We start from the raw sequence: 21,837 nt of genomic DNA, 5'->3' as shown, positions 1-21,837 counted from the left end.
GGACAGGATCAAAGAAGTCCAAGATGAAAATCGGTCGATTTGTGACAAAAACATCCACCAAGAAGTTGTTAACATTAGTTAACAACTAATTAACCATAGAACTTCAAGATTGAGTGCCAACAAAAATTTTTGTGTAATTGCGCCCCTCTGATTGGAGGTTTGGCGGAATTTTCGCCTCCCTCCCGCTCGGCGCGGGTATGGTTGGCCGAGAGAGCAGCAGCTTCCGGACCTAGTTGGGCCACGGTCCGATCGGCGATTCGTGGTTGTACGACGGCACGGCAGCGCATGACGACGCGCTTAAGGACGACCGTCCGACGTCCAATCGCGCCACATGGCGCGGTAAGCCTCTTCCACCGACCGCGCGAAGCCGCGGTGATCGAGAAGCGCCGAGCCCTCCAGCCGCGCCCGCATGCCCCGGCGCAGCCCGCGGAGCCGCGCGAGGTCGCCAGCCAATGCCGTCGCCGCCTCGACATAGCCGGCCTCATCCTGACGGACCAATTCGTCCAGCCCGCACCGGGACAGCAGACTTGCGCCGACCCGCGCCACATGATGACGGCCGGCGAGTGTGACGACCGGAACGCCCATCCACAGGGCCTCGCACGTCGTGGTCGTGCCATTGTAGGGAAAAGGGTCGAGCGCCACGTCCAGCCGGTCGTAGGTCCGCAGGTGATCGGCGACGGACTCCACCGGCGCCAGGAGTTCGATCCGCTCGGGCCGCACGCCCCGGCGGGCGAAGTCGCGAAGGACGGCACTCCGCACCGCGACCTCCTCGAAACCCCGGCTTTTCAACAACAACCGGGCCGACGGCACCCGCGCCAGCAGGGCGGACCATACCCGCACCACCTCCGGCGTCACCTTGGCCAAGCTGTTGAAGGAGCCGAAGGTGACGAAGCCGTTCACGAGTGCCGGCGGGTCCGCGACCGGTCCCGCGCCGGCGGGCGGCTGGAAGGCGAGGAAACCGCGCGGCAGCCGGACCAGCCGCTCGGCGTGCCGACCGTCGGTTCCGCCTGGCGGGTCGGCGATGGCGTCGGTCAGCCGCCAGTCCACTACCGGCATGCCGGTCGTGTCGGGATAGCCGAGCCACGTGACCTGCACCGGCGCCGGCCGCCGCGCGAACAGCAGGGGCCGCCCGCCCGCCGTATGGCCGGCCAGATCGACCAGGATGTCGACACGGTCCCGCTCGATCAGCGCCGCCGCGGATGCATCGTCGAGATCGGCCAGCGACCGCCAGTCGGCGGCCAGGGCCTCCATCCGCAAGGTCATGTCGTCGCGCCGCCGCGCGGTGGCATAGCAGAGGACCTCCACGGTGCCACGATCATGCTCGCGCAGCAGCGGCTCGATGAACTGGGCGCAGGCGTGATGGCAGAAGTCCGGAGACACGTATCCGACCCGCAGGCGCCGGTCCGGATCGCGGTCGTTGGCGAAGCGCTTCATGCCATCGAAGAGCGGCCGCGCGTGACGCTCGCTCCAATGCCTGTGCGCGCGGGCGATGACCTCGGGCGGAATCCACGGCGAGTAATGGAGGGTCAGCAGCAGGTTGGAGCGCATCAGCGCCATATCCGGGTGATGCTCCAGCCCCTTCTGAAGAATGCCGATCGCCTCCGAAATGCGCCCCTGCTCCTTCAGCGCCTCGCCCAGGTTGACGAAGGGCTGCGGCAGGTCCGGCCGCGCCCGGATCGCCGCCAGATAACTGTCCACCGCCTGCGCCAGCGCCCCGTCTTCGCGCTGACAGTCGCCGAGATTGCTCAGCGCCTCGCCCATGTCGGGATCGAGGCGGATCGCCCTCCGGTAAGCCGCCTTGGCGCCCTCCGGGTTTTGCGCCGACTTGAGCAGGTTTCCGGCGTTGAACCAGGAACCGGGAGCCTCCGGGCTGAGCGCGAGCGCGACCCGCATCGCGGCAAGCGCCTCGACGACGCGCCCCTGGTCGCCGAGCGTGCAGGCGAGATTGCTCCGCACGCCCGCGTCCTCCGGCCAGCCCGCCACGGCCATACGAAGGCAAGCGGCGGCGGCCTCCCAGCGCTGCACCCGGCGCAGCAGGACAGCCAGATTGTTGTTGGCCTGCGGATGGCCGCGCTCCTGCGCGAGCACGGCGCGGTAGCCGGCTTCCGCCGCCGTGAACCGGCCGCACTCATGATCCGCCAGCGCGGCGGCGAAGGCCTCCTCCGTTCCCATCAGCGCAGCCCCGCCTCGTCGAGGATGGCCAGCAGCCGGTCGGCCGAGCGTTCCCAGGTGAAGCGCTCGCCCAGACGGTCGCGGGCGGACGGCAGGCGATCCCCGCCCCGGATGATGCCCGCCAGGATCGCGACGGCGGCCACCTCGTCCGGCACCCACCAGTCCAACCCGTGGAAGGGCGGGTGGAAACCCTCCTGCCCCGGCACGCGGGCGGGTGTGACGGACGAGGGGATGAGCCGCGCGCTTTCCTCGTCGAGATAGGCGAGATAGGCGGAGTGGGCGGGCGCGATCAGCCCCAGCCCCATGGCCCCAGCCGTGGCCATGGGCAGGTCCCAGCCCTCCCCATGCGACAGGCTCCAGTAATGGGTGGCGGCGCGGTGGAGCCCCGTCATCTCCTCGTCGTTGAGCAGCCGGTCGATCAGCACCACCGGCGCGGCATCCGACAAACATCGGCCGACGGCCTGCTCCGCCCCCCGCACCAGCGTGCCGAGTTCCGCCCGCGCCGCCGGCCCCAGGTTCCGGCCGAGCTTCAGGATCAGCACGGCATCGTCCGTGGACGCGGTGGCACGCAGCCAGACCCGCAGCAGCCCGTCGATGTTCTTGCGCGGGTTGAAGTCCGAGACGTTGAGGAAGCGGTGCCGGTAGCTCGACACCAGCCGACCGCCGGGAGCGACCAGGACCGGGACGTTCCCCGCCGCCACCGGATCGACGCCGAGCGGACAGACGCGCAGGCGGTCCTCGGGGAAGCCCTGCTCCGCCCAGGCAAGGCGCGAGGATTCGGTCGGCACGACGATCAGGTCGCTGAACTCGCTCATCCGGCGCCAGGCCGGCGGAATGCGCGTCCCCTCGAACATGGAAAAGGTCACGGTGGCACGGCCCGGCACCCGCTCCACCGCCAGCGGAATGAGGCAGTTCACCATCGCCCGGGCCGGAACGGACCGGTCGAGCGGGCCGCCCGGCCAGGATTCCAGTCCCTTGATCCCGACAGCCTCCAGCGGCACCTGCCTTGCCCGCAACGCCTGGATGAGGCGCTGACAGAAATAGCCGTACCCCGTGGCGCTCTCGAACGGCCCGCGGATCGCCACCCCGCCGGCCGGAATGCCCGGGGTGGCGGTCATGACGCGGTAGCGCCCGCAACGGGCCAGCCCGCTTTCCGCGTTCGGAATGGACGGATCGAGCCTCATCCCCCGCCGGAAGACCTCCGCCGCCGCCTCGACCTCCCCCAACCGCAACAGCATCTCGCCGAGCTGGACATGGGAGAGGGCGCCGGCGGGATCCTCGGCGATGGCGTGGCGGAACGCGGCGATGGCCTCATCGAACAGGCCGGCCAGCATGCGCACCGAGGCGAGATTGAACCACGCCAGCCCGGAGCGGGGATCGAGACGGACCGCCCGTGTCAGGGCACGCACGGTCCCATCCAGATCGCCACGTTCCTGCCGCACGGTGCCGAGCCGGTCCTGGGCGAGCCGAAAGGCCGGGTCCAGCAAGGCAAGCACGGCGAAATGCGCTTCCGCCGCCGCCCACTCGCGCCGCTCCTGCCGCAGGAGCGCCAGATTGCACCGCGCCGCAAGGTGGGTGGGAGCGATCTGCACCGCCTCCTCCAGCGGTCCCACCGCCGCATCGCCGTTGCCGGTGGAGATGAGCGCGGCTCCCAGCAGGTTGAGGATGTCGGCGTCACGCGATCCCGCCTCCAGAAGGGCAAGGCACGCGACGGCGGCCTCTGCCGGGCGGCCGGCTTCGTAGAGCGCGATGGCGGGATCAAGATCGGGCACGAAACACCTCTTCCGCAACGGCTTCGGCCACCCGCGCCATGACCCCGTGCCAGTCGTTGCGGCGCGCCATGCGGAAAAGACGATGCGCCGGATACCAGGGCGTGCGGTCGGGATGATTCATCCAGCGCCAGTCGCCCAACCAGGGCAGCGCCAGGAAGACCGGCTTGCCCAGAGCCCCGGCAACATGCCCGACCACGGAATCGCAGGCAACCACCAGATCCATGCACTCCGCGAGCGCGGCGGTGTCGAGGAACCCCTCCGCCCCGGCTTGCCGGCCCGGCAAGTCGATGATTGCGAACCGCTTGCCCAGCCGCTCCAGCTCGTCCAGCCCGGTGACCTGCTGCAGACTGAACAGCCGCGCGCCCGGAAGCTGCGACAGCGGCTCGAAACACTCCAGCGGGATGGAGCGGTCGCCGCCGTCGGCGCGCCACTGGATGCCGACGCGGAGGTCGCCCGGCCGTGCTTGCCCAAGGACCCGCTCACGCCAGAAGGCCGCCCGCTCCGGATCGGCCCGCAGATAGGGAATGTCCCGGGGGATCGTACCCGCCCCGGTGCGGCAACGGTACGGGAAGCTCATCAGGGACAGGCAGCAATCGAAATCCGGCAAGGGCTCCCCCCGCGCCACCAGCGCGTCGATGCCGGGGGCGGTGGCGAGCAGCCGCTTCAGCACCGGCTGGCACTCGAAGACGGTTCGCGCACCCATGGTCTTGAGCAGCGGGAAATAGCGGACGAATTGCACGCTGTCGCCCAGCCCCTGCTCGTAATGGACCAGGATGGTTCGGCCGGCGAGCGGACCGCCGTCCCAGACCGGCTTGCCCGGAAAACGCCGGTTCCATTGCCAGACCGCTTGGCCCATGCGCCATTCGTATTCGCGGAAGCCCTCTTCCAACTCGCCGCGCATGAGTTGGGCAATACCGAGATTCTTGCGATGCTCCGGCCGGGACGGGTCGATCCGGATGGCCCGCCGGAAATGCCCAAGGGCGGCGCCCGGCCGCCGCTGCGCCATGATCGCCGCCCCGAGATTGTTGTTCAAGGCCGCGCCATCGGGCTGCAGCAGCGCCGCCAGCCGGAAGGCGCGCTCCGCCTCCTCGGGGGCATCGAGCGCCATCAGCGCGCCGCCCAGCGCGAAGGCCGCGCCCATCCGATCGGGCTGCAGGTCGATCAGGCGCCGCAAGGCCGGCAAGGCCAAGTCCGGCCGCAGCAGGTCCAGTTGGGCGGAAGCGAGATGGAAGAGCGCGTCGGGATGCTCGGGCCGCAGGCGAAGCGCCGCGTGCAGCGCCGCCGCGGCCTCTTCCGCGCGGCCCATCGTGCGCAGGGTCACTCCCAGCAGAAACCAGACCACCGGATGCGCGGGATGCAGGGCGGCGGCGGTTCGGAAGCACGCCACCGCATCCGGCAGCTTGGATTCCTGGACGCTTGACACCCCCCGATCGAATGTTCGGAGAAAGAAATCGTCGTCCACGACTGTCCCCCTCATGGACGTCACCGAATAAAGCACCATCCGGAAAAGCCCTGTCGGCGGGCCGGCGTCGAATGCTAACCATTGTCGGATGGAAGCCGTTCCGCCGCAAGGCGCCTTCACGCTGGCCGAATCCCTGGACCGGGCGCTCGCGCTCCTTCAGGCCGGCCGTGCCGAGGAGGCGGCCGATCTCTGCCGCTCGATCCTGCGCGTCCGGCCGGAGCAGGCGGAGACCCGCTGCCTGTCGGGCACCATTGCCTTCGGGCAGGGCCGCCTGGACGCGGCACGCGCGCACTTCACCGTCACGGCGGCGCTGGAACCCGGCTTCTTCGACGCTCACCGCAACCTCGCCATCCTGGAACAGTCCGCCGGCCGGCCGGCGGCGGCCTGCCGCCACCACCGGCGCGCCGTGGCCCTGCGGCCGGAGGATGGAGCGAGCCACCTCTCGCTGGCGCTGCTTTACAGCCGGAGCGGTGACGAGCCGGAAGCGGTCGCGTGGTTGCGGCGGGGCGTGGCGCGGGCACCCGGTTTCCTTCCCCTGCGGGAGGTCTATGCCGCCTTCTGCGAGCGCGCCGCCGTTCGCGCATTCGGCGGCGGAGATCCGGAGGGTGCCGCGAGGTTCTGCGAACAGGCGCTCTCCCTTGTGCGGGGGGCGCCCGCTCTCACCGAAGCCCTGCGCGAGCTGCTGGAACGGCTGGTGCGGGTGGCGCTGCTCGTCGAGCGCCCGGCCCTGGCCATGGAGCTGCTGGCGATCAAGGACACGCTCGACTTCCCCGAGGTCCCGCCCCCGGACATAGACCGCTTCCCTCTGGCCCTGCTGCCCTTCCCGGCCTGGTGCGCCGCCGCCGACTTCCGCTATGAGACCTGGCGAGCCCCGGCCCAGGAGCCCAGCGAGACGCTGACATCGGCGAGCCCCGACTGGCTGCGCCCGCAAATCGACCGGCTGTCGACGCTCGCGCGGGAAGCGGTGGGCGTGGCGCTCGATGCGGAGATCGAGGTCGTTCAGGGCTTTTACGTCAAGGACAACTACGAAAGCCACTTGCTGGCTGGCCGGCGTTTCCTTCTGCGGGAAGTGGCCGACACGGTCGTGCACGGGGCGCGGGTGCCGCTGGTCGGCGTGACGCCCGGCGCCACGGCGGGCGCCTTCCGCCTGCCCCGCCCGCTCTACCGGACGGTGGCGATCGACCAGCCGGTGCTCGTCCTCCCCTCCACCCCCAATTACTGGCATTTCCTCGTGGAGGTGCTGCCGAGGTTGATGGTGCGGGAACGCGTGGCCGAGACACGCCCCCTGCCGGTCCTTCTCTTCGACCTGCGTCCATACCATCGGGAAATGCTGCAACTCGCCGGCCTGCCCGCCGAACAGGTCATCGAGGCGCGGGATCTGGTGGGTCCGGACAGCGCGCAGATTCACTACCGTCTGAGCCGGGCGGCGGTACCATCGGCCGTTCCCTATCCCGTCGCCTATCGCTGGCTGCGGGACCGGCTGCTGCCTTGTCGGCGCAGCGACGGGCCGCCGACAAGGCGCCTCTACCTGTCGCGGCGCGGCTCGGCGCCCAAGCACCGCATCGCCAACGACGCCGAGATCGCGGCCCTGCTTGAAGCCCGGGGTTTCGAAACGGTGCAGCCGGAACGGCTCGGCGTGCTGGAAACGATCGAACTGATGGCGGAGGCGGAGGTGGTGGTGGCCCCGGTCGGGGCGGCCACCGCCAATCAGGTGTTCCTGCCGCCGGGCGGTCACTGGGTGCATCTCTGCAACCCGGACTTCTTCCATCCGGACTCCCGCTGGAACCCGCAGATGGGCGTGCAGATCCCGCTGCTCGGCCGGTTCCACCATCTGGCCGGCCGGTTCACCGACGATCCTGCCGGCCGGCCCGACGACCTGCTCGCCCGGCTGGACATCCCCGTGCGGATCGACCCCGACGCACTCGGCAAACTGCTGGATGAGGTTCTGGCTCACCCCAAGCCTTGGGGATCAGAGCCGCGGTGAGCCACCTCCCCGCCGCAGTCATTTCCCAGCAGCAGCGCCTCCATGCAATCCAGCCGGGCCTGCGCCCGCTCGAAGTTCCCCGCCGCCACCACCTCCACTTCCGGCAGCGGAAACAGCAGCTTGGTGCCGCCCATCACCATCGCGCGTTCGCGTTCCAGGAATTCGCGGCGGAAATGCCAGGGCAGGACAAGGTAGAGGTCGGGCCTGAGCGCGCGGGATTCCGCTTCGGAGACGATAGGGATGCCGGTGCCGGGCGTGACGGCACCGACCTTTTCGGGATTGCGGTCGGCGGCGCACTCGACGAGATCACGGCCGATCCCGCACCATTGCAGAAGCACGTTGCCCTTGGTGGAGGCGCCATAGACATGCACGCGCCCTCCCCTTTCCCGGACGGCGCGCAGATGGCCGACCACCTCGTCCCGCAGGGTCTCCGCCCGCGCCTGAAAGGCACGGTAGGGACGGTCCGTCGCCAGCCCCATCGCCGCCTCCCGCCGCCGCAGCGCCTCCAGGAAAGCCCGGTCCTCCGCCGTGCCGAACCGGTCGTTCGCGGCGTGGCAGGCGAAGCAGCGGATGCTGCCGCCGTTCATCCCGTTGACCTCCGCCCGGAAGATCCGCAGCCCGGCCCGCCGGGCGACGGTCTCCAGCACGGCGAGGCTGTAATATTCCAGATGTTCGTGGCAAACCGTGTCGAAGGCGTTCCGCAGCAGCATGAGCGGCAGATAAGACAGCTCCAGCACCCACACCCCGTCCGGAGCGAGCAGCCGGGAGATCGCCGCCGCCGCCCCGCAAGGGTCTTCGATGTCGTAGAACATGGCGATGGAGGTCACGATGTCGAACCGGGCGCCGGCGAGTTTCGTCAGGGCGGCGTCGGAGGGGAAGAAGGTGTTGACGACGGTGATGTCGCCGTCAAGCCCGGCGGCGATGTCGGACGGATCGACCCCGACCCGCAGCGACGCGGCGGGATAGGAGAGGAGCAGGGTGCCGTCGTTGCAGCCGATGTCGAGCACCGCCGGCGCCGGCCGCCCCGCCAGCGCCCCGGCCTGCTCGGCGATGCCGCGCAGATGATCGCGCATCGTCGCGTTGAGGCCCGACCGGTACCAATAGGTCCGGTACAGCAGCTCGGGCGGTACGCTGGCGGCGGTCTGCAGCAGCCCGCAGGCCGCCGGGTCGCGGTCGGCGCCGCAGCGAACGAGCCGCATGGGAAGCGTCACCTCGGCCGGTGCCGGCCGCCCCGGCTTGGCGAAGGCTCCCTGCAGGACCTGCGGGCCGAGATCGATGACCGGCACCAGGATCGGAGAACCGCAGACCCGGCAAGTCTTACGCGGGCGAATGGACATACCGGGACCTCGGACGAGCTTGAACACACAGGCTTGAACCCAGGCGGCGTGAACCCGGGGATTGGGGAAGCATGGAGTGGAACACACCAGCGTGGCAAGATGCCCGCGGAGTTGCCAAGACCCGGTCGATGATGCAGGGTCGATGCCCTGTTCGATGAAAGGAGGGAACGAATGGAACGCACCGCCGGTTCCCGCTTCGGACATTTCGCTCTTCTGCCGCCCCTCCCCCGCCGCGGGAGAGGAACGCCGGCCGGGAGTTGATCGGTGCATCCCTTCGCGATTGCGACGGCCGGCGACGGCGCTTATTTCCCGCTGCTTCAGGGGCTCATCCGCTCGATCCGCGCCTTTCCACAAGGGGCCGGGGTTCCCATAACCGTGCTCGATCTCGGGCTTGGGACGGAGCAACGGCGCTGGCTGACCGGCGAAGGCGCCCGGCTGGTGCTTCCCGGCTGGGACCATCCCTTCGACCGGCCGATGCCGGAGTATTTCAAGGCGATGATGTCGCGCCCGCATCTCCCGCGCCACGTTCCCGACGCCGCCACCATCCTGTGGCTGGACGCCGACTGCTGGGTACAGGATTGGTCGGCCGTCGAACTGCTGCTGGCCGGTGCGGCGGCGACCGGCTTCGCCATCGTGCCGGAACTCGACCGCGCCTACACGCCCTTCTACGACGGCGCGCCCTACGCCAATCACCTGCATGACTGGTACAAGGCCTGCTTCGACGAGGACACGGCGCGCCGGCTCTTCGCCTATCCGCTGCTGAACTGCGGGGTCTTCGCCGCGCGCCGCGACGCGCCGCACTGGGCGCTCTGGGCGCGCCTGCTGGCGGACTCCCTTCGCCGGACCGTGCTCTTCGTCAGCGAGCAAGTCGCGTTGAACCTCGCCCTGCGCACCGGCGGGCTGCCGTTCAGCCAGTTGCCGGCGCGCTGCAACTGGATCTGCTTCCGGGCCACACCCTTCAGTTCCGCGGACGGACGGCTGCTGCTGGAGCCGGAGCTTCCCCACGCTCCGCTCGGCATCCTGCATCTGGCGGGCTACCCCCTGCCCCGCAAGCAGGCCCCCCACACCCTCTCCACACCCGACGGCGGCACGGTCACGCGCCCGCTCAGCCATGGGTCTGCGGTCTCCAGCCCGGAAGAGACGCTGGGCCGGGCTTTCGCCCTGTACCAGCAGGGAAAGCCGGAGGAGAGCGCCATGCTGTGCCGCGCGATCCTCGCCACTTCGGCCGACCAGCCGGCGGCGGCCTTCCTGCTGGGAGTGGTGGATTTTTCGCTCGGGCGGCTGGAGCAATCGCGGCGGCACTTCGCCCTCGCCATCGCCTTGCAGCCGGACCTCGCGGATGCCTTCAGCAATCTCGCCCTGCTGGAACGCGCCGCCCGCCCGGGCCCCGCCTCGGTCCTGATCCGGCGCGCGCTCCGCCTTCAGCCGGACGCCCTGCTCTTCACCCGGCTCGGCACCCTGCTCCGGGACGGACACCGCGGCGAAGAGGCGCTGGACGCCCACACGAGGGCGCTGGCGCTCCAGCCGGACTCGGTGGAGGCTTGGCGAGAGACTGCGCACAGCCTGCGCGCGGCGAAGCGGATGGCAAAGGCCGCCGAAGGCTACGACCACGCCCATCGGCTTGCCCCGGAACGGACTGAATCCCTCTGCGACCGTCTGTTCGCGAGCCTGTCCATCTGCGACTGGCGGGTCCACGGAGAGACCTGCCGCCGGCTGCTGGAGGTCATCGACCGCGACGAGGGAATCGTGCTGCCGCTGCTGAGCCTGCTCATCGGGACCAGCCCGGCGCAGCAGGACCGCGCGGCCCGCCATTTCCACCGGTCAGTCGTCGGACCGGTCCCACCGGCTCCGGCCATGCGGCGTCCCGTGCCGCCGGGAGGGCGGCTGAACGTCGCCTATCTCTCCGCCGACTTCCACGAGCACGCCACGGCCCACCTGACGGCGGAACTCTTCGAACTGCACGACCGGAGCCGCTTTACCGTTTTCGGCTATTCCTACGGCGAAGACGATGGAAGCCCGATGCGGCGGCGGCTGGAGGCCGGTTTCGACCGCTTCCGCGACCTGCGGCGCGCCGATCCCGACACGGTCGCGGCGCTGTGCGCCGAGGACAACATCCACATCCTGGTGGACCTGAAGGGCTATACCCAGAACGCCCGTCTGACGCTGCTGGCGCGGCGCCTAGCGCCCATCCAGGTCGCCTATATCGGCTATCCGGGAACCCTGGGTGCGGACTTGCTGGACTATGCCATCGGCGACCGCATCGTCACGCCGCCGGAGCACCAGCCTTTCTACCGCGAGCGGCTGGTGCGGATGCCCGACAGCTATCAGGTCAACGACCGCCGCCGGCCGTCCGACGCCCCCGTGCCGACGCGCGCGGCCTGCGACCTGCCCGCCGAAGGTGTGGTCTTCTGCGCCTTCCACGCCACCTTCAAGATCACCCCTGCCCTGTTCGCCCTGTGGATGCGTATCCTGCGCCGCGTGCCGGACAGCACGCTCTGGCTGCTGGAGGCGGGAAGCGACGCCACCGCCAACCTGCGGATGGAGGCGGCGCGCCATGGCGTCGAACCGGCACGGCTGGTCTTCGCCGCTCCCTGCCCGCAGGCCGGGCATCTCGCCCGCTATCGGCTTGGCGATCTGGCGCTCGACAGCTTCCCATACACCGGCCACACCACCACCTCCGACGCCCTCTGGATGGGGTTGCCCGTCCTCACCATGCGGGGCGAGACCTTCGCCTCCAGCGTCGCAGCCAGTCTGCTGCACGCGGCCGGCCTGCCGGAGACGGTCACCCACTCCTTCGCGGAGTATGAGGAACGCGCGGTGCGGCTGGCTGGAGAGCCGGCGACGCTCGCCGCCTACCGCCGCCGGCTTGAGGCCGGGCGCGCCACCGCACCCCTGTTCGACAGCCCGCGCTTCACGCGGCATCTGGAGCGCGCCTTCCGGATCATGTGGGACCGCCACGTGGCCGGGCTGCCGCCGGAGGCCTTCACGGTGGAGCCGGATGCCCGCTCGGTTCGGCGGTAAAACAAGCGTGGGTCAGACGGTGCTTTCCAGCATCCTGCACAGCCGCGCCACGATCGTGGTCCAATCGCCGCGCCGCTCCTGCCGGAACAGGCGCATGGTCGGATACCAGGGGGTGCAGACGCCGTGCTCCAGCCACCGCCAGTCCGGCGCGAAGGGCAGCACGGTCCAGACCGGCCGGCCGAGCGCCCCGGCGAGATGGGCTGGCCCGGTGCAGGAACTGACGACGAGATCCATGGTCTCCATGATCGCCGCCGTGTCGGCGAAGTCGGCGATGTCCGCGCCCAGATCGACGAAGCTGGCCGGCAGCGGCCCGCACCGATCCAGATCGCGCCGCCCCGCCCCCTTCTGAAGGCCGTATACCGAAACACCCGGCAGATCGAGCAGGGGCCGAAAGGCTGCGAGACCGGGGGAGCGCAGCCGGTCGCCCTTGAACTCCGGGTTGCCGGCCCAGACCAGCCCGATGCGAAGACCCCGCCGTGGACCGAGCCGCGCGCGCCAGCTCTCCACCAAGGCCGGTTCCGCCCGCAGATAGGCGAGCGGCGCGGGGATGGTGTAGAGCGTGGCGCGCAGCAGGTACGGCAGGCTCGCCAGCGCCACATGGAAATCGTGCGGCGGTGCGGGATCGTAGCGGGGAACGACGCCGGCAATTCCGGGCATCGACGAGAGCAGCCGGACGAGTTGTCCATTGCAGTCCAGGAACACCCGCGCACCATGCGTCTGGAGCAGCGCGGCGTAGCGCGCGAACATGATCGTGTCCCCCACCCCCTGCTCGTCGTGAACCAGCAGGGTGCGACCCGCGAGAGCAGAACCGTCCCAGACGGGCGAAGCGAATTCGCGACGGGGCGAGGGGAAATCCGCCATGCGGGTCCGCCATTCATACTCCGCGAACCCCTCGCGGAACTCCCCCTTGATCAGAAGGCCGTGGCCCAGGGCGGTATGCGCCTCGGCCAGGGCCGGCTCCAGCGTGGCGGCACGGCGCGCCAAAGTGATCGACTCGTCCACCCGCATCTCGTCGCGTGCGACGAGGCCGAGATTGAGATGGGCATGGGCGCCGTCCGGCTGCATCGCGATGGAGAGGCGGAAGCAGGCGGCGGCCTCCTCGTAGCGGCCCAGATCCTGAAAGGTGATGCCGAGGTTGTTGAGGGTTCCCGGCTCCCCGGAAGAGAAGCCCAGCGCGCTGCGGTAGGCGGCCATCGCCTCCTCCACCCGCCCGAGCCGGCGCAGAGCCACGCCCAGATTGGTGTATCCCGCCACCGACAGGGGCGTCATGCCGAGCAGGGTCAGCAACGTCTCCACCGCGTCCTCGTTCCGGCCGGCGTGGAGGAGCGCGTGGGCGCGTTTCAGCCGCGGTTCCGTCGACCACGGGCTGAGCACCAGCAGACGGCCGAGCGTGTCCGCCGCGGCACCATGCTCCCCCCGCTCGGACAGGATGTCGGCGAGGTTGGCGAGGCCGTCGAGGGATCCGGGGTCCAGTGCCAACGCCAGCCGTGCGCTCGCCCGTGCCTTGCCGAGTTGGCCAAGCTGAAGCAAGGCGCCGGCTAGGCTGGAATAGCTGGCGGGATTGCCGGGATTTTGCCGGATCGAGTCCCCGATGAGCTGCGCCGCGACCGCCGGCTGTCCATGATGAAGCGCCAGCACCCCCAGCAGATGCAGGGCGCCGGGATGGCCGGGATCGGCGGCCAGCACCGCCCGGTATGCGCTTTCCGCCTCCGCCGCACGCCCGGCGGCATGGTGGGCCATACCGGTTTGCAGCAAGGCGTCGGGATTGCCGGTGTCCGTCATCACAGCAGGACCGGGCTGGACCAGGGGTCATAGGGAAGAAGCGCCTGCCGGGCCTTGTCGGGGCGGACGACGCTTCGGGCGCGCCGGTTCAGCATGGTCGCCACGAAGGAGAAGCTGCTGTTCGACACCGCCACCAGATCGGCCTCGCACAGGACATGGAAATCGGTGAGGAACTCCGCCCCGGGGACCGGCTCCGCCAGATCCCGGGCGGAGAGCGGCCGGTAGGCGGCGAAGGCGGAGAGGCAGCGCGGGTCGTCCGTCGCGACGTAGAGAACCGGCTGGTCCAGGCCGGGCCAGATCGCATCCAGCCAACGCAGGTACCAGCTTTCCGGCGCCACCCAGAAGGGACCCCAGCCGAAGTCGCCGCGCCGGATGTGCAAGGCCACCACCGTACGGCCGGCTGCGCGCAGGCGGGCGGTCAGCGCGTCCGTCCAGGGCCTGATGTGTGGTCCCGGCGTGAAGAAGCCGCGGAAGGCATCCCGATGCGATGCCAGGAAGCCGGTGTCGCCGCAGAAATATGCGGTGACGTCGTGGTCGGCCAGTACCTCGCGTTCCGTGCCGCGCCTTACGCCACTGAGCGCGGCCATGACGCTGGCCTCGACCTCCCGCTCCGGCAGGCGGGGCAAGGCGGGGCCGGGCAGCGGATCGTCCAGCCCATAGAGATGGCGCCCCGGCCAGGGCGGCACTTCCAGGGTAAGGCCATGCCGCGCAGCGTACAGACGCAGGACCCCGTACTGCAAAAGCTGATTGCCGAACCGGCCATGCCAGCCGAGCGATGTGGAGGCGAGCCGGCGCCCCGTCTCCGCCTGCGGCGCCGGCAGGGGCGGCGGCCCGAACCGCCGGATGAGCAGGTTGACGGCGCGTCCGGTAAAGGCCTCTCCCCGGCCCGGATTGCAGCGGATCGCCCGCTCCCAGCCCGGCAGCGCCGCATCCGGCCGGCCGAGCGCCTCCAGCGCACCGGCAAGCGCGGTGTGGCCGTCGAACAGGGCAGGTGCGAGCGCCAGCGCATGTTGGGCATGCTCCATCGCCTCGACCGCATGGCCGAGCGCAAGGGCCGCCTCGGCCCGCTCGGCGCGGATCTCTCCCAACTCCGGTTCGACCCGCGCGGCCCGCCTGAGAATTCCCTGCGCGATAGCCGCCTGTCCCCGCCGCCGTTCGGTGCGCCCCAACAGGAACAGGGAACCGCCATGCTCGGGCCGGAGCGCCAGCGCGTCGCGCAGATGGCGGGCGGCCGGATCGAGGGCGCCCTGCTCGAACCGCAGGGAGGCAAGGTTGAAGCGCGCCGCTCCCGCATCCGGGTGCAGGCTCGCCACCGCCTGGAACCCGCGGAGGGCCAGGTCATCGCGTTTCAGCCCGTTCGCCGCCAGCCCCAGCTCGAACCAGACCGTCGCGTTGGCGGGATCGAGCGCCGCCGCCCGGACCAGCACGGCGATGGCGGGCTCCGGCTGTTGGCCGCGGATCAGGTCCCTCGCCTTCTCCAGCCAGACGGTCGCGTCCGTCGGTGGCGCTGGCGGGCTGGGGATCGCGTTGGCCGCCAAGCCGTAGAGGCGGCGCTGGGTCAGCAGCTCGATGGCCACGAAGCGGCTGTCCGGCCGCTGGCGCTCCGCCGAGGGCGGGCCACCGGTCATCTCGGCCCGTTGCCGCTCCAGCGCGTTGCCGGGCCGCATCGTGTAGTGGACGGTCTTCTCGGAGATCTTCAGGCCGCCGAACCGGCTGTGCAAGGCGCGGCTGTAGGCCACATCGTCGGCGACCGCCGGGTGGAACGGCGCTTCCTCCGGAAAGCCGCCGATCCGGTCGTGGCAGTCGCGCCGGACACAGAGATTGCCGGGATAGCAGTTTTCCGATGCCTGCCGCCAATCCTGGGTGATCTCGGCATCGATGGCGTCGAAGACCATGCCGGTGCGGACGAAGCCGGCATCGGATGCCGCGTCCAAGGCTTGGATCGTCAGGAACAGGTGCCGTTCCAGATAATAGTCATCGGCATCGAGGAACCAGAGATAGCGGCCCTGCGCTGCGGCGGCGCCCGTGTTGCGTGTCCGCCCCGCCCCCCGGTTTTGGTTGTTGGCGATGATTGCGACGCTCTGTTCGGGATGCGCCCGCGTCCAACCCAGCGCCCTTGCCACGGTGTCGTCGGGAGAGGCGTCGTCGACGACGCAGATATGGACCTTCGCTCCTGCGTCGCCGGTCGCCGCGCGGTGATAGCGGACCGCCGCCAGGACACTGTCGAGCGCCCGCTCGATGGTGTCTTCCATCCGGTAGACGGGAATCACGACCGTGCCGATGAAATCGTAGTCGGCACGGTGGCGGGCGACCCCGGCCAGGGCAACACCGAGGCCGCTGTCCTCCATCCGGGACACGGCGTGGAAACGGGCGGCCTCGTCGTCGCGCCCCTGAACCAGGCGCAGAACGCCGAGAACATGCGCGAAATCGCCGCGCGGGGCGATGACCTCGGCCAACGGTTCGATGACCGCGGCCGCCTCGTCGACCAGCCCGTTCTGCATCAGCGCTATGGCTTGGTTGAGGGCGGGTGTGATCACCCCCTCGATCTGCCGCTCCAGCACGGCGCCGTCGCCGTGCAGCCGCGCGGCGCGAACGAAAAGCGACAGGGCCTGCCTCCTTTTGCCGGCCCGGTACGCCTCCACCGCCAAGTGCTGCCAGGAAACTGCTTCCGCCGGATCTTCGGCCAGCGTCCGCCGGTGCGCTTTCCTCGAACCCGGATCGTCCGTCATCAGCCGGTCACCGCCTGCACGGCGACCGCACGCTCGCCCATCCGCGTCGCACTTCGCAAAAGCCTACGACCTTCATGCCGGTGGTGGCGGGTGCTATGGTGCAGGGTTGGCTGCACCAATGGTTCCATCGCACATGAATTTAGCGCCCGCTCCCCCCGGCCTTCAAGCCATGATCGTCACAAACGCTGTCCTCGATTTTCGGGCACGGAAGTTCCTGCGGGTGTCGGGCACCATACTCCTGCGGAACGGTTGAGCATGCGGATCGAAGCGGATGGCGCCGGTAACGCTCACAATGACGACGACCAACTCCGCAAGGACGCGGAGGCGGCGCTTGACGCCGATCCGTCCGACGCGGAGGCGTGGAGCATCCTGGGCCTGTTGCTGCGTCGAACCGGGAAGCTGGAGGAGGCCATCGCCTGCCACCGTCGCGGGCTGGAACACGCGCCCGATCAGGCCGGCATCTGGACCAATCTCGGCAACGCGCTGACCGAAGCCGGACGCCTTGCCGAGGGGGTCGCGGCGCAGGAGGAGGCCTTCCGGCGCGAGCCCAACGACCGGACGGTACTGTTCAACCGCGCGGTCGCCTTCCGCAAGGCGGGGCGGTATGCGGAAGCCCTGGCGGCGATCGAGCTTGCCGTCACCGGAAACGGCGGGCCGACGGCGCTCCTGCGATGGGAACGGGCGCTGACGCGGCTCCAAATCGGCGACTATGTGCACGGCTTCGACGATTACGAGGCGCGACGGCAGCTTCCCTCATATCTCGCGCGACCACCCTCGGCGCCGCCATGGAACGGGCCGGCCTTGGACGGGCGCCGCATCTTCGTGACGGCCGAGCAGGGCTTCGGCGATGCCCTGCTGGTGGCCCGCTATTTGCCGATGGTCAAGAGGGCTGGCGGCCGGGTGATCTACGAATGCCATTCGGAGTTGCGGCGGGTGTTGTCCGGGCTCGACCTCGACGACTGGAAGCCGTGGGGCGCGCCGGCTCCGGCTTGCGACGTCGAGGTGTCGCAGATGACCTTGCCGATGCTGTTCGGCACGACCTTGGCCTCCGTGCCTCCGCCGGTGCCGCTCACCATCCCGGTGGAGGCTCGGGAGAAAGCGGCCCGGCTGCTGGGGGAACGGGAACCGGGAACGCTGCGCGTCGGCATCGTCTGGGCCGGCCGGGCCACCTTCGCCGACAACGCGTGGCGCGCCACGAAGCTCGCGCCGTTCCTGCGCCTCGCCGAAATCCCGGGTGTGCGGCTCTACAGCCTTCAGAAGGGACCGCAGGAAACCGAACTGGACGCGCTCGGCCCGGCGGGCCGGCTGGTGGTGCCGCTCGGCCCCCATCTGGAGGATTTCGCCGACACCGCGGCGATGATCGAGCGGCTGGATCTGGTCATCATGACCGACAGCGCCGTCGCGCATCTGGCCGGCTCGCTCGGCACCCCCATCTGGAACCTCGTGCAGCACGTGCCCTATTGGGTCTATGGCTTCACCGGCGAGCGCACGCCCTGGTACCCGTCGATGCGCCTGTTCCGCCAGGGGCCGGAACTGGACTGGGCGCCCGTCTTCGCAAGCGTCCGCGCAGCTCTTCGCGACGAGGTCCGGCGGCACGCCGCGCAGGGCACCCTCACCGCGACGCCTCTTTGACCGCCCGCTGAAGCGCGGTGCGCAGCGCCGCCACGACGTCGCTCCAGTCCCCCGCCCGCACCTGCCGGAACAGCCGCATGGTCGGATACCAGGGAATGTCGGTGCGCTCCAGCATCCATCGCCATTCGGACTCCGCGCGCAGGATGGTCCAGACCGGCCGCCCCAGCGCGCCCGCGAGGTGGGCGACAGCGCTGTCCACGGAGATGACCAGATCGAGCTGCGCCACGACGGCCGCGGTATCGGCGAGGTCGTCCAGCGCGTCGCCGACGTCATGAAAGCCAGTGGGAAGCCGACCGCCCAACCGTTCCAGATCCGCCCGGCCGTCGCCCTTCTGAAGGGAGACGAAGGCGACGCCGGGAAGGTCGAGAAGCGGCAGCAGGGGCTCCAGCCCCGGCGAGCGCTTCGGATCGTCGGGAAGGCTTGCGTTGCCTGCCCAGACCAGCCCGACGCGCAGCCCCACCCGCGCCGGCTCCAGTCGGTCGCGCCACATCGCGATGAGGGAGGGTTCGGCCGCAAGGTAAGGCACCTCCGCCGGAACCGTGGCGAGGGTCGTGCCAAGAAGATGCGGCAGGCTCATCAGGGCCGCATGACCATCATGCTCCGGTGTCGGAGCGGAGCGCCCGACCACCGCCTCCACGCCCGGCAGCGTGGCGAAGAGCCGTACCAGCGCGTCGTTGCACTCCAGGATCACGCGGGCGCCGCGCCGCGCAAGCAGCGGCGCGTAGCGTGCGAACTGGATCCCGTCGCCAAGCCCCTGTTCGTCGTGCAAAAGGATGCGTCGACCGTCGAGAGCGCCGCCCGTCCACGGTGGCGTCGGCAGGCCGCGCGCCTCCACCTGCCCATCGACCAGCCGGGTGCGCCATTCATACTCGCGGAACCCCGCTGCGAGATCGCCCCGCATCAGCAGGCAGGTTGCCAGGAGCGTATGGGCTCCGGCCTCGTCGGGGCGTTCCGCGATCAGACGGCGGCATGCGTCCTCCGCTTCGTCCAGCCGATGCAGGCTGCGCAGGACCAGGGCGCGGTTCATTCGCGTCTCGGCATGGCTCGGCTCCAGGACCAAGGCGTGCGACAGGGCGTCGGCCGCCGCCTCGCCCCCTTCGATCCGCATCGACAGAGCGAGGCCCAGATTGCTCAGCAGGCCCGCATCCGCCGGCATCAGCGCCAGCGCCCGGCGGCCGACCGCCACCGCCTGCTCGTGGAGGCCGAGATTCTTCAGCGCGACCGCGAGGTTGCCGTAGGCACGATGCTCCTCCGGCTCGCGGCGGATCAGTTCGCTCAGGACCGTTGCTCCCTCCCCGTACCGGCGGAGCAGAAGCAGGCTGTGGGCGAGCTTGAACAGGTGGAAGCTACCCTCGGGGTCCAGCCGGGTGCAGCAGCGCAGGGGCCGGAGCGCCTCGGCCGTTGCGTTCCGCGCCAGCAGCCGCTCGGAAAGCGCGTGGAAGGCTTCGATCTGGGTGGGGTCAAGGGCGGCGGCGCAGCGCCAGATCGCCTCTGCCGCCGCTCCGTCCCCGCGCCGCTCCCGCGCCCGGCCTTCCTCGGTCAGGGACTCCGGCGCGGGTTCCGCCTGCGGGGTGATCCAGCCGAGATGACGGAAGCGGGCGAGCGTTTCCCGGATGCGGCTCGGATAGCGCCCGTCGATGGGCACTCGGCGAAGGCCCGTCCACATGCCGGGCAACGCGCCGTCATCGAAACGGCCGGTGGCGTAGAAGCGATCCAACCGGGCTTGGTTGACCTGCGGATCGCGGTCGAAACCGGCCATCATCTCGCGGTGGGCGAAAGCCTCCAGCTTTGCGCGGAAACGGTCGGCGCCCCCCATCCAGGTGAAATGCCAGCCGGCATCCGGTATGACGTGCCCGATCCCCTGCTTGGCCAGATAGCGGGCACGGTTGGCGCCGATGCGGCGGATCAGCTCCCACTGGGCGGCCGCCACCGAGACCCAGGGATCGGGCGCCTTGAGGTCCAGGAAATAGAGGAAGATGTCCAGATGGGGAGCGAAGAGCGTGGCGCCCATCCCTGCGCCCGCGCCTGAGCCTTCATCCGGCTCCCGACGCAGCCGCTCGACGACCGGGGCACGCAGGATTTCGTCGGCGTCAGAGATGAGGATCATGTCGCTGGGCCGGCAGTCTCCGAGCCCGCGCAGGATCGCGTCCCTTTGGTAAGCCTCGCGGTTCCAGGCGAAGCCGCCGGGATCCTCGGCAACCACGATGTGGACGATCTTGTCCGCATAGGCCGCGAAGCGCGCCCGGTTGTCGGCGTAATGCAGCGGCTTGGCCGCGCCGGCATGGGTGTAGGTCGCCTCGACCAGGACGAAGCGGTCCACCACCGGGTAGAGTTCGGCCAACCGGACCTCCAGCAGATCCAGTTCGTTGTAGAACTGGAAGCAGTCGAAGATGCGGCGCCCGCCGGGCGGCAGCGGAGACGGCGGCGGCAGTTCGGGCAGCGCGGTCTGGTAGGACAGCCAGGCGTCATAGCCCCGCAGAGCCGACCAGACGCCGGTGCGCGCCTCCTCGTCGTTGTGATCGAGGTGGAGCGAACGCTCCACCAGTTCGATCATCCCACGCGCCTCGGCCCGCCAAGCCGGGTCGGCCAGCCGGCGGTCGCCTCCGGAATTCAGATGGATGCCCAACGCCTCCATGAGTTGCTGCTGAGCGGAGACGATCTTGGCGGTGATCGCCGTGGCGGCCCCTCCTGAAACCGGCGGCAGAGGAACAGGCGGCAGGGAAGGCGGCGCCAGCATTTCCTTGAACCAATCGATCCAGCCCTGCGCCCGCACTCCCCAGGTCGTCCCGGAGTTCGCATGGTCGACCTGGGCGCGGAGCCGGCGGCCGGCATCGCGATCGTCCCGCAACTCGCTCAGGGCAGCCACCGCCGCCTCGGCATAGTGCCGCGCATGCTCCTGCGGATCTTCCGGCACGGGAATGAGACGCGCGAACCCGGCTCCGCTTTCCGGCAGGGCTCCCAGTTGGCTCGACACCACGAGGCAGCCGGCAGCCAGCGCCTCCAGCACGGCGATGCAGGAGGTCTCGGCGAAGCGGTTGAGATAGGCAAGGCAGGTCGCCTCCCGCATCACCCCGGCCAACGCCACCTGGCCGATGCCGCCGAGATACTCCACTCCTTCGGTCTCGCGACAGCGCTGGTACAGGGCGGTGAAGGGATCCCGCTCGGCGGGGACCTGATAGGTCTCAAGGCTCGAACACACGCGCAGCCGGGTTCCCGGAATCGCCGCCCGGATCAGCGGGAAGCTGTCGAGCAGCACGTCGAGGCCGCGGAAGGGCGTGCTGGTGTAGGCCAGCACCGGCGGCCAGGGCTTCGCCGCCAGGATGTCCTCGTCCGGCCCGAACAGGCCGGCAAAGGCCGGCGCGATCCCGTTGCGCATCACCCGGCAGCGCGCCGGATCGAGATGGAAGGCCTTCAGATACCCATCCATCTGCCATCGGCTGACGAAGGCGATGCCGTCCAGGCAGTCGCGCAGGTCGGCTTCGGCCAGAGTCGCCACAGCCGGCTGGTCGGCGGCGTGCTGTGTCCAGAGGATCAGTTTGCGCTCGCCGCTCAGTCTGGCGCGCAGAGGCAGCAGAAACTCCCGATCGCAGCCATTCAGGACGACCACGACGTGAAATCCGCACAAATCCTCAAGGGTCACCGACGCGATCGGCAGGCAGTGCACGCCGCGCACGGTCACGGCCGCGCGTCCCCCATTGACCACCGTGATCGAATGGCCGGCGGCGGCCAGCATTTCCGCAAGGTAGCAGAGCGCCGACTGAGATCCGCCAAGCGGCTGATGATGCGGCGTCTCGGGGGTGTAATCGCCCTTCGTCGGGTCGATGAATGCGATCTTGACGGTCATGCCTTGAAGGTCGAGGTGGGCCGGCGCAAAATAACGGGCCGGCCGGATGCCGGCACTTCCTGCTGCATAGCACCAGTCCCCGGCGGGAAGGTCAACCGGCAT

The 21,837-nt window shown here is 69.9% G+C and carries 10 protein-coding genes; 3 read left to right on the top strand and 7 right to left on the bottom strand.

The features are described 5' to 3' along the window. Positions 1-297 precede the first annotated feature (297 nt). From FZ983_RS22890 to FZ983_RS22880, 3 genes are read right to left on the bottom strand one after another with little or no spacing between them, the layout of a single operon-like run. The gene (locus FZ983_RS22890) at positions 298-2,172 is read right to left on the bottom strand and encodes a glycosyltransferase family 41 protein (protein ID WP_149225800.1); all 1,875 of its coding nucleotides are present in this window, start codon (positions 2,170-2,172) and stop codon (positions 298-300) included. Continuing rightward, the gene (locus FZ983_RS22885; RefSeq protein WP_188092462.1) at positions 2,172-3,944 is read right to left on the bottom strand and encodes a tetratricopeptide repeat protein; all 1,773 of its coding nucleotides are present in this window, start codon (positions 3,942-3,944) and stop codon (positions 2,172-2,174) included. Before FZ983_RS22885 ends, FZ983_RS22890 begins: the two co-directional genes overlap by 1 nt. Further along, complete coding sequence (locus FZ983_RS22880) at positions 3,931-5,406, bottom strand: tetratricopeptide repeat protein (protein WP_188092461.1); 1,476 nt, start codon at positions 5,404-5,406, stop codon at positions 3,931-3,933. The genes FZ983_RS22885 and FZ983_RS22880 overlap by 14 nt, the downstream gene beginning before the upstream one ends. Positions 5,407-5,494: 88 nt before the next feature. Here FZ983_RS22880 and FZ983_RS22875 point away from each other — a divergent pair, with 88 nt between their 5' ends. Then, complete coding sequence (locus tag FZ983_RS22875) at positions 5,495-7,390, top strand: glycosyltransferase 61 family protein (protein ID WP_149225797.1); 1,896 nt, start codon at positions 5,495-5,497, stop codon at positions 7,388-7,390. Here the strand turns inward: FZ983_RS22875 and FZ983_RS22870 are convergent. Beyond that, the gene (locus FZ983_RS22870; RefSeq protein ID WP_149225796.1) at positions 7,357-8,727 is read right to left on the bottom strand and encodes a class I SAM-dependent methyltransferase; all 1,371 of its coding nucleotides are present in this window, start codon (positions 8,725-8,727) and stop codon (positions 7,357-7,359) included. The genes FZ983_RS22875 and FZ983_RS22870 overlap by 34 nt on opposite strands. Positions 8,728-8,991: 264 nt before the next feature. Here FZ983_RS22870 and FZ983_RS22865 point away from each other — a divergent pair, with 264 nt between their 5' ends. Beyond that, a complete protein-coding gene (locus tag FZ983_RS22865) occupies positions 8,992-11,748 on the top strand; it encodes a hypothetical protein (protein WP_247883922.1) in 2,757 nt (918 codons plus the stop codon). Between the two features lie 12 nt (positions 11,749-11,760). Here the strand turns inward: FZ983_RS22865 and FZ983_RS22860 are convergent, their stop codons facing one another. After that, the gene (locus FZ983_RS22860; RefSeq protein ID WP_149225795.1) at positions 11,761-13,530 is read right to left on the bottom strand and encodes a tetratricopeptide repeat protein; all 1,770 of its coding nucleotides are present in this window, start codon (positions 13,528-13,530) and stop codon (positions 11,761-11,763) included. After that, the gene (locus tag FZ983_RS22855; protein WP_149225794.1) at positions 13,530-16,259 is read right to left on the bottom strand and encodes a glycosyltransferase; all 2,730 of its coding nucleotides are present in this window, start codon (positions 16,257-16,259) and stop codon (positions 13,530-13,532) included. Before FZ983_RS22855 ends, FZ983_RS22860 begins: the two co-directional genes overlap by 1 nt. Before the next feature lie 255 nt (positions 16,260-16,514). On the opposite strand from FZ983_RS22855, the gene FZ983_RS22850 reads away from it, so the two are divergent. Continuing rightward, a complete protein-coding gene (locus FZ983_RS22850) occupies positions 16,515-17,891 on the top strand; it encodes a tetratricopeptide repeat protein (RefSeq protein ID WP_149225793.1) in 1,377 nt (458 codons plus the stop codon). Here FZ983_RS22850 and FZ983_RS22845 read toward each other — a convergent pair. Further along, complete coding sequence (locus tag FZ983_RS22845) at positions 17,872-21,735, bottom strand: glycosyltransferase (RefSeq protein WP_188092460.1); 3,864 nt, start codon at positions 21,733-21,735, stop codon at positions 17,872-17,874. The genes FZ983_RS22850 and FZ983_RS22845 overlap by 20 nt on opposite strands. Between the last annotated feature and the right edge of the window lie 102 nt (positions 21,736-21,837).

This window comes from Azospirillum sp. B21 (genome assembly GCF_008364825.1).
Taxonomy (GTDB): Bacteria; Pseudomonadota; Alphaproteobacteria; order Azospirillales; family Azospirillaceae; genus Azospirillum.
Note: the sequence above shows the minus strand (reverse complement) of the source record. Positions and strands in the feature narration are given on the sequence as shown.

Coding starts and splice junctions, on each gene's coding strand:
- FZ983_RS22890 (WP_149225800.1), bottom strand. CDS start 2,172: ATGGGAACGGAGGAGGCCTTCGCCGCCGCGCTGGCGGATCATGAGTGC.
- FZ983_RS22875 (WP_149225797.1), top strand. CDS start 5,495: ATGGAAGCCGTTCCGCCGCAAGGCGCCTTCACGCTGGCCGAATCCCTG.
- FZ983_RS22870 (WP_149225796.1), bottom strand. CDS start 8,727: ATGTCCATTCGCCCGCGTAAGACTTGCCGGGTCTGCGGTTCTCCGATC.
- FZ983_RS22860 (WP_149225795.1), bottom strand. CDS start 13,530: ATGACGGACACCGGCAATCCCGACGCCTTGCTGCAAACCGGTATGGCC.
- FZ983_RS22855 (WP_149225794.1), bottom strand. CDS start 16,259: ATGACGGACGATCCGGGTTCGAGGAAAGCGCACCGGCGGACGCTGGCC.
- FZ983_RS22850 (WP_149225793.1), top strand. CDS start 16,515: ATGCGGATCGAAGCGGATGGCGCCGGTAACGCTCACAATGACGACGAC.
- FZ983_RS22845 (WP_188092460.1), bottom strand. CDS start 21,735: ATGACCGTCAAGATCGCATTCATCGACCCGACGAAGGGCGATTACACC.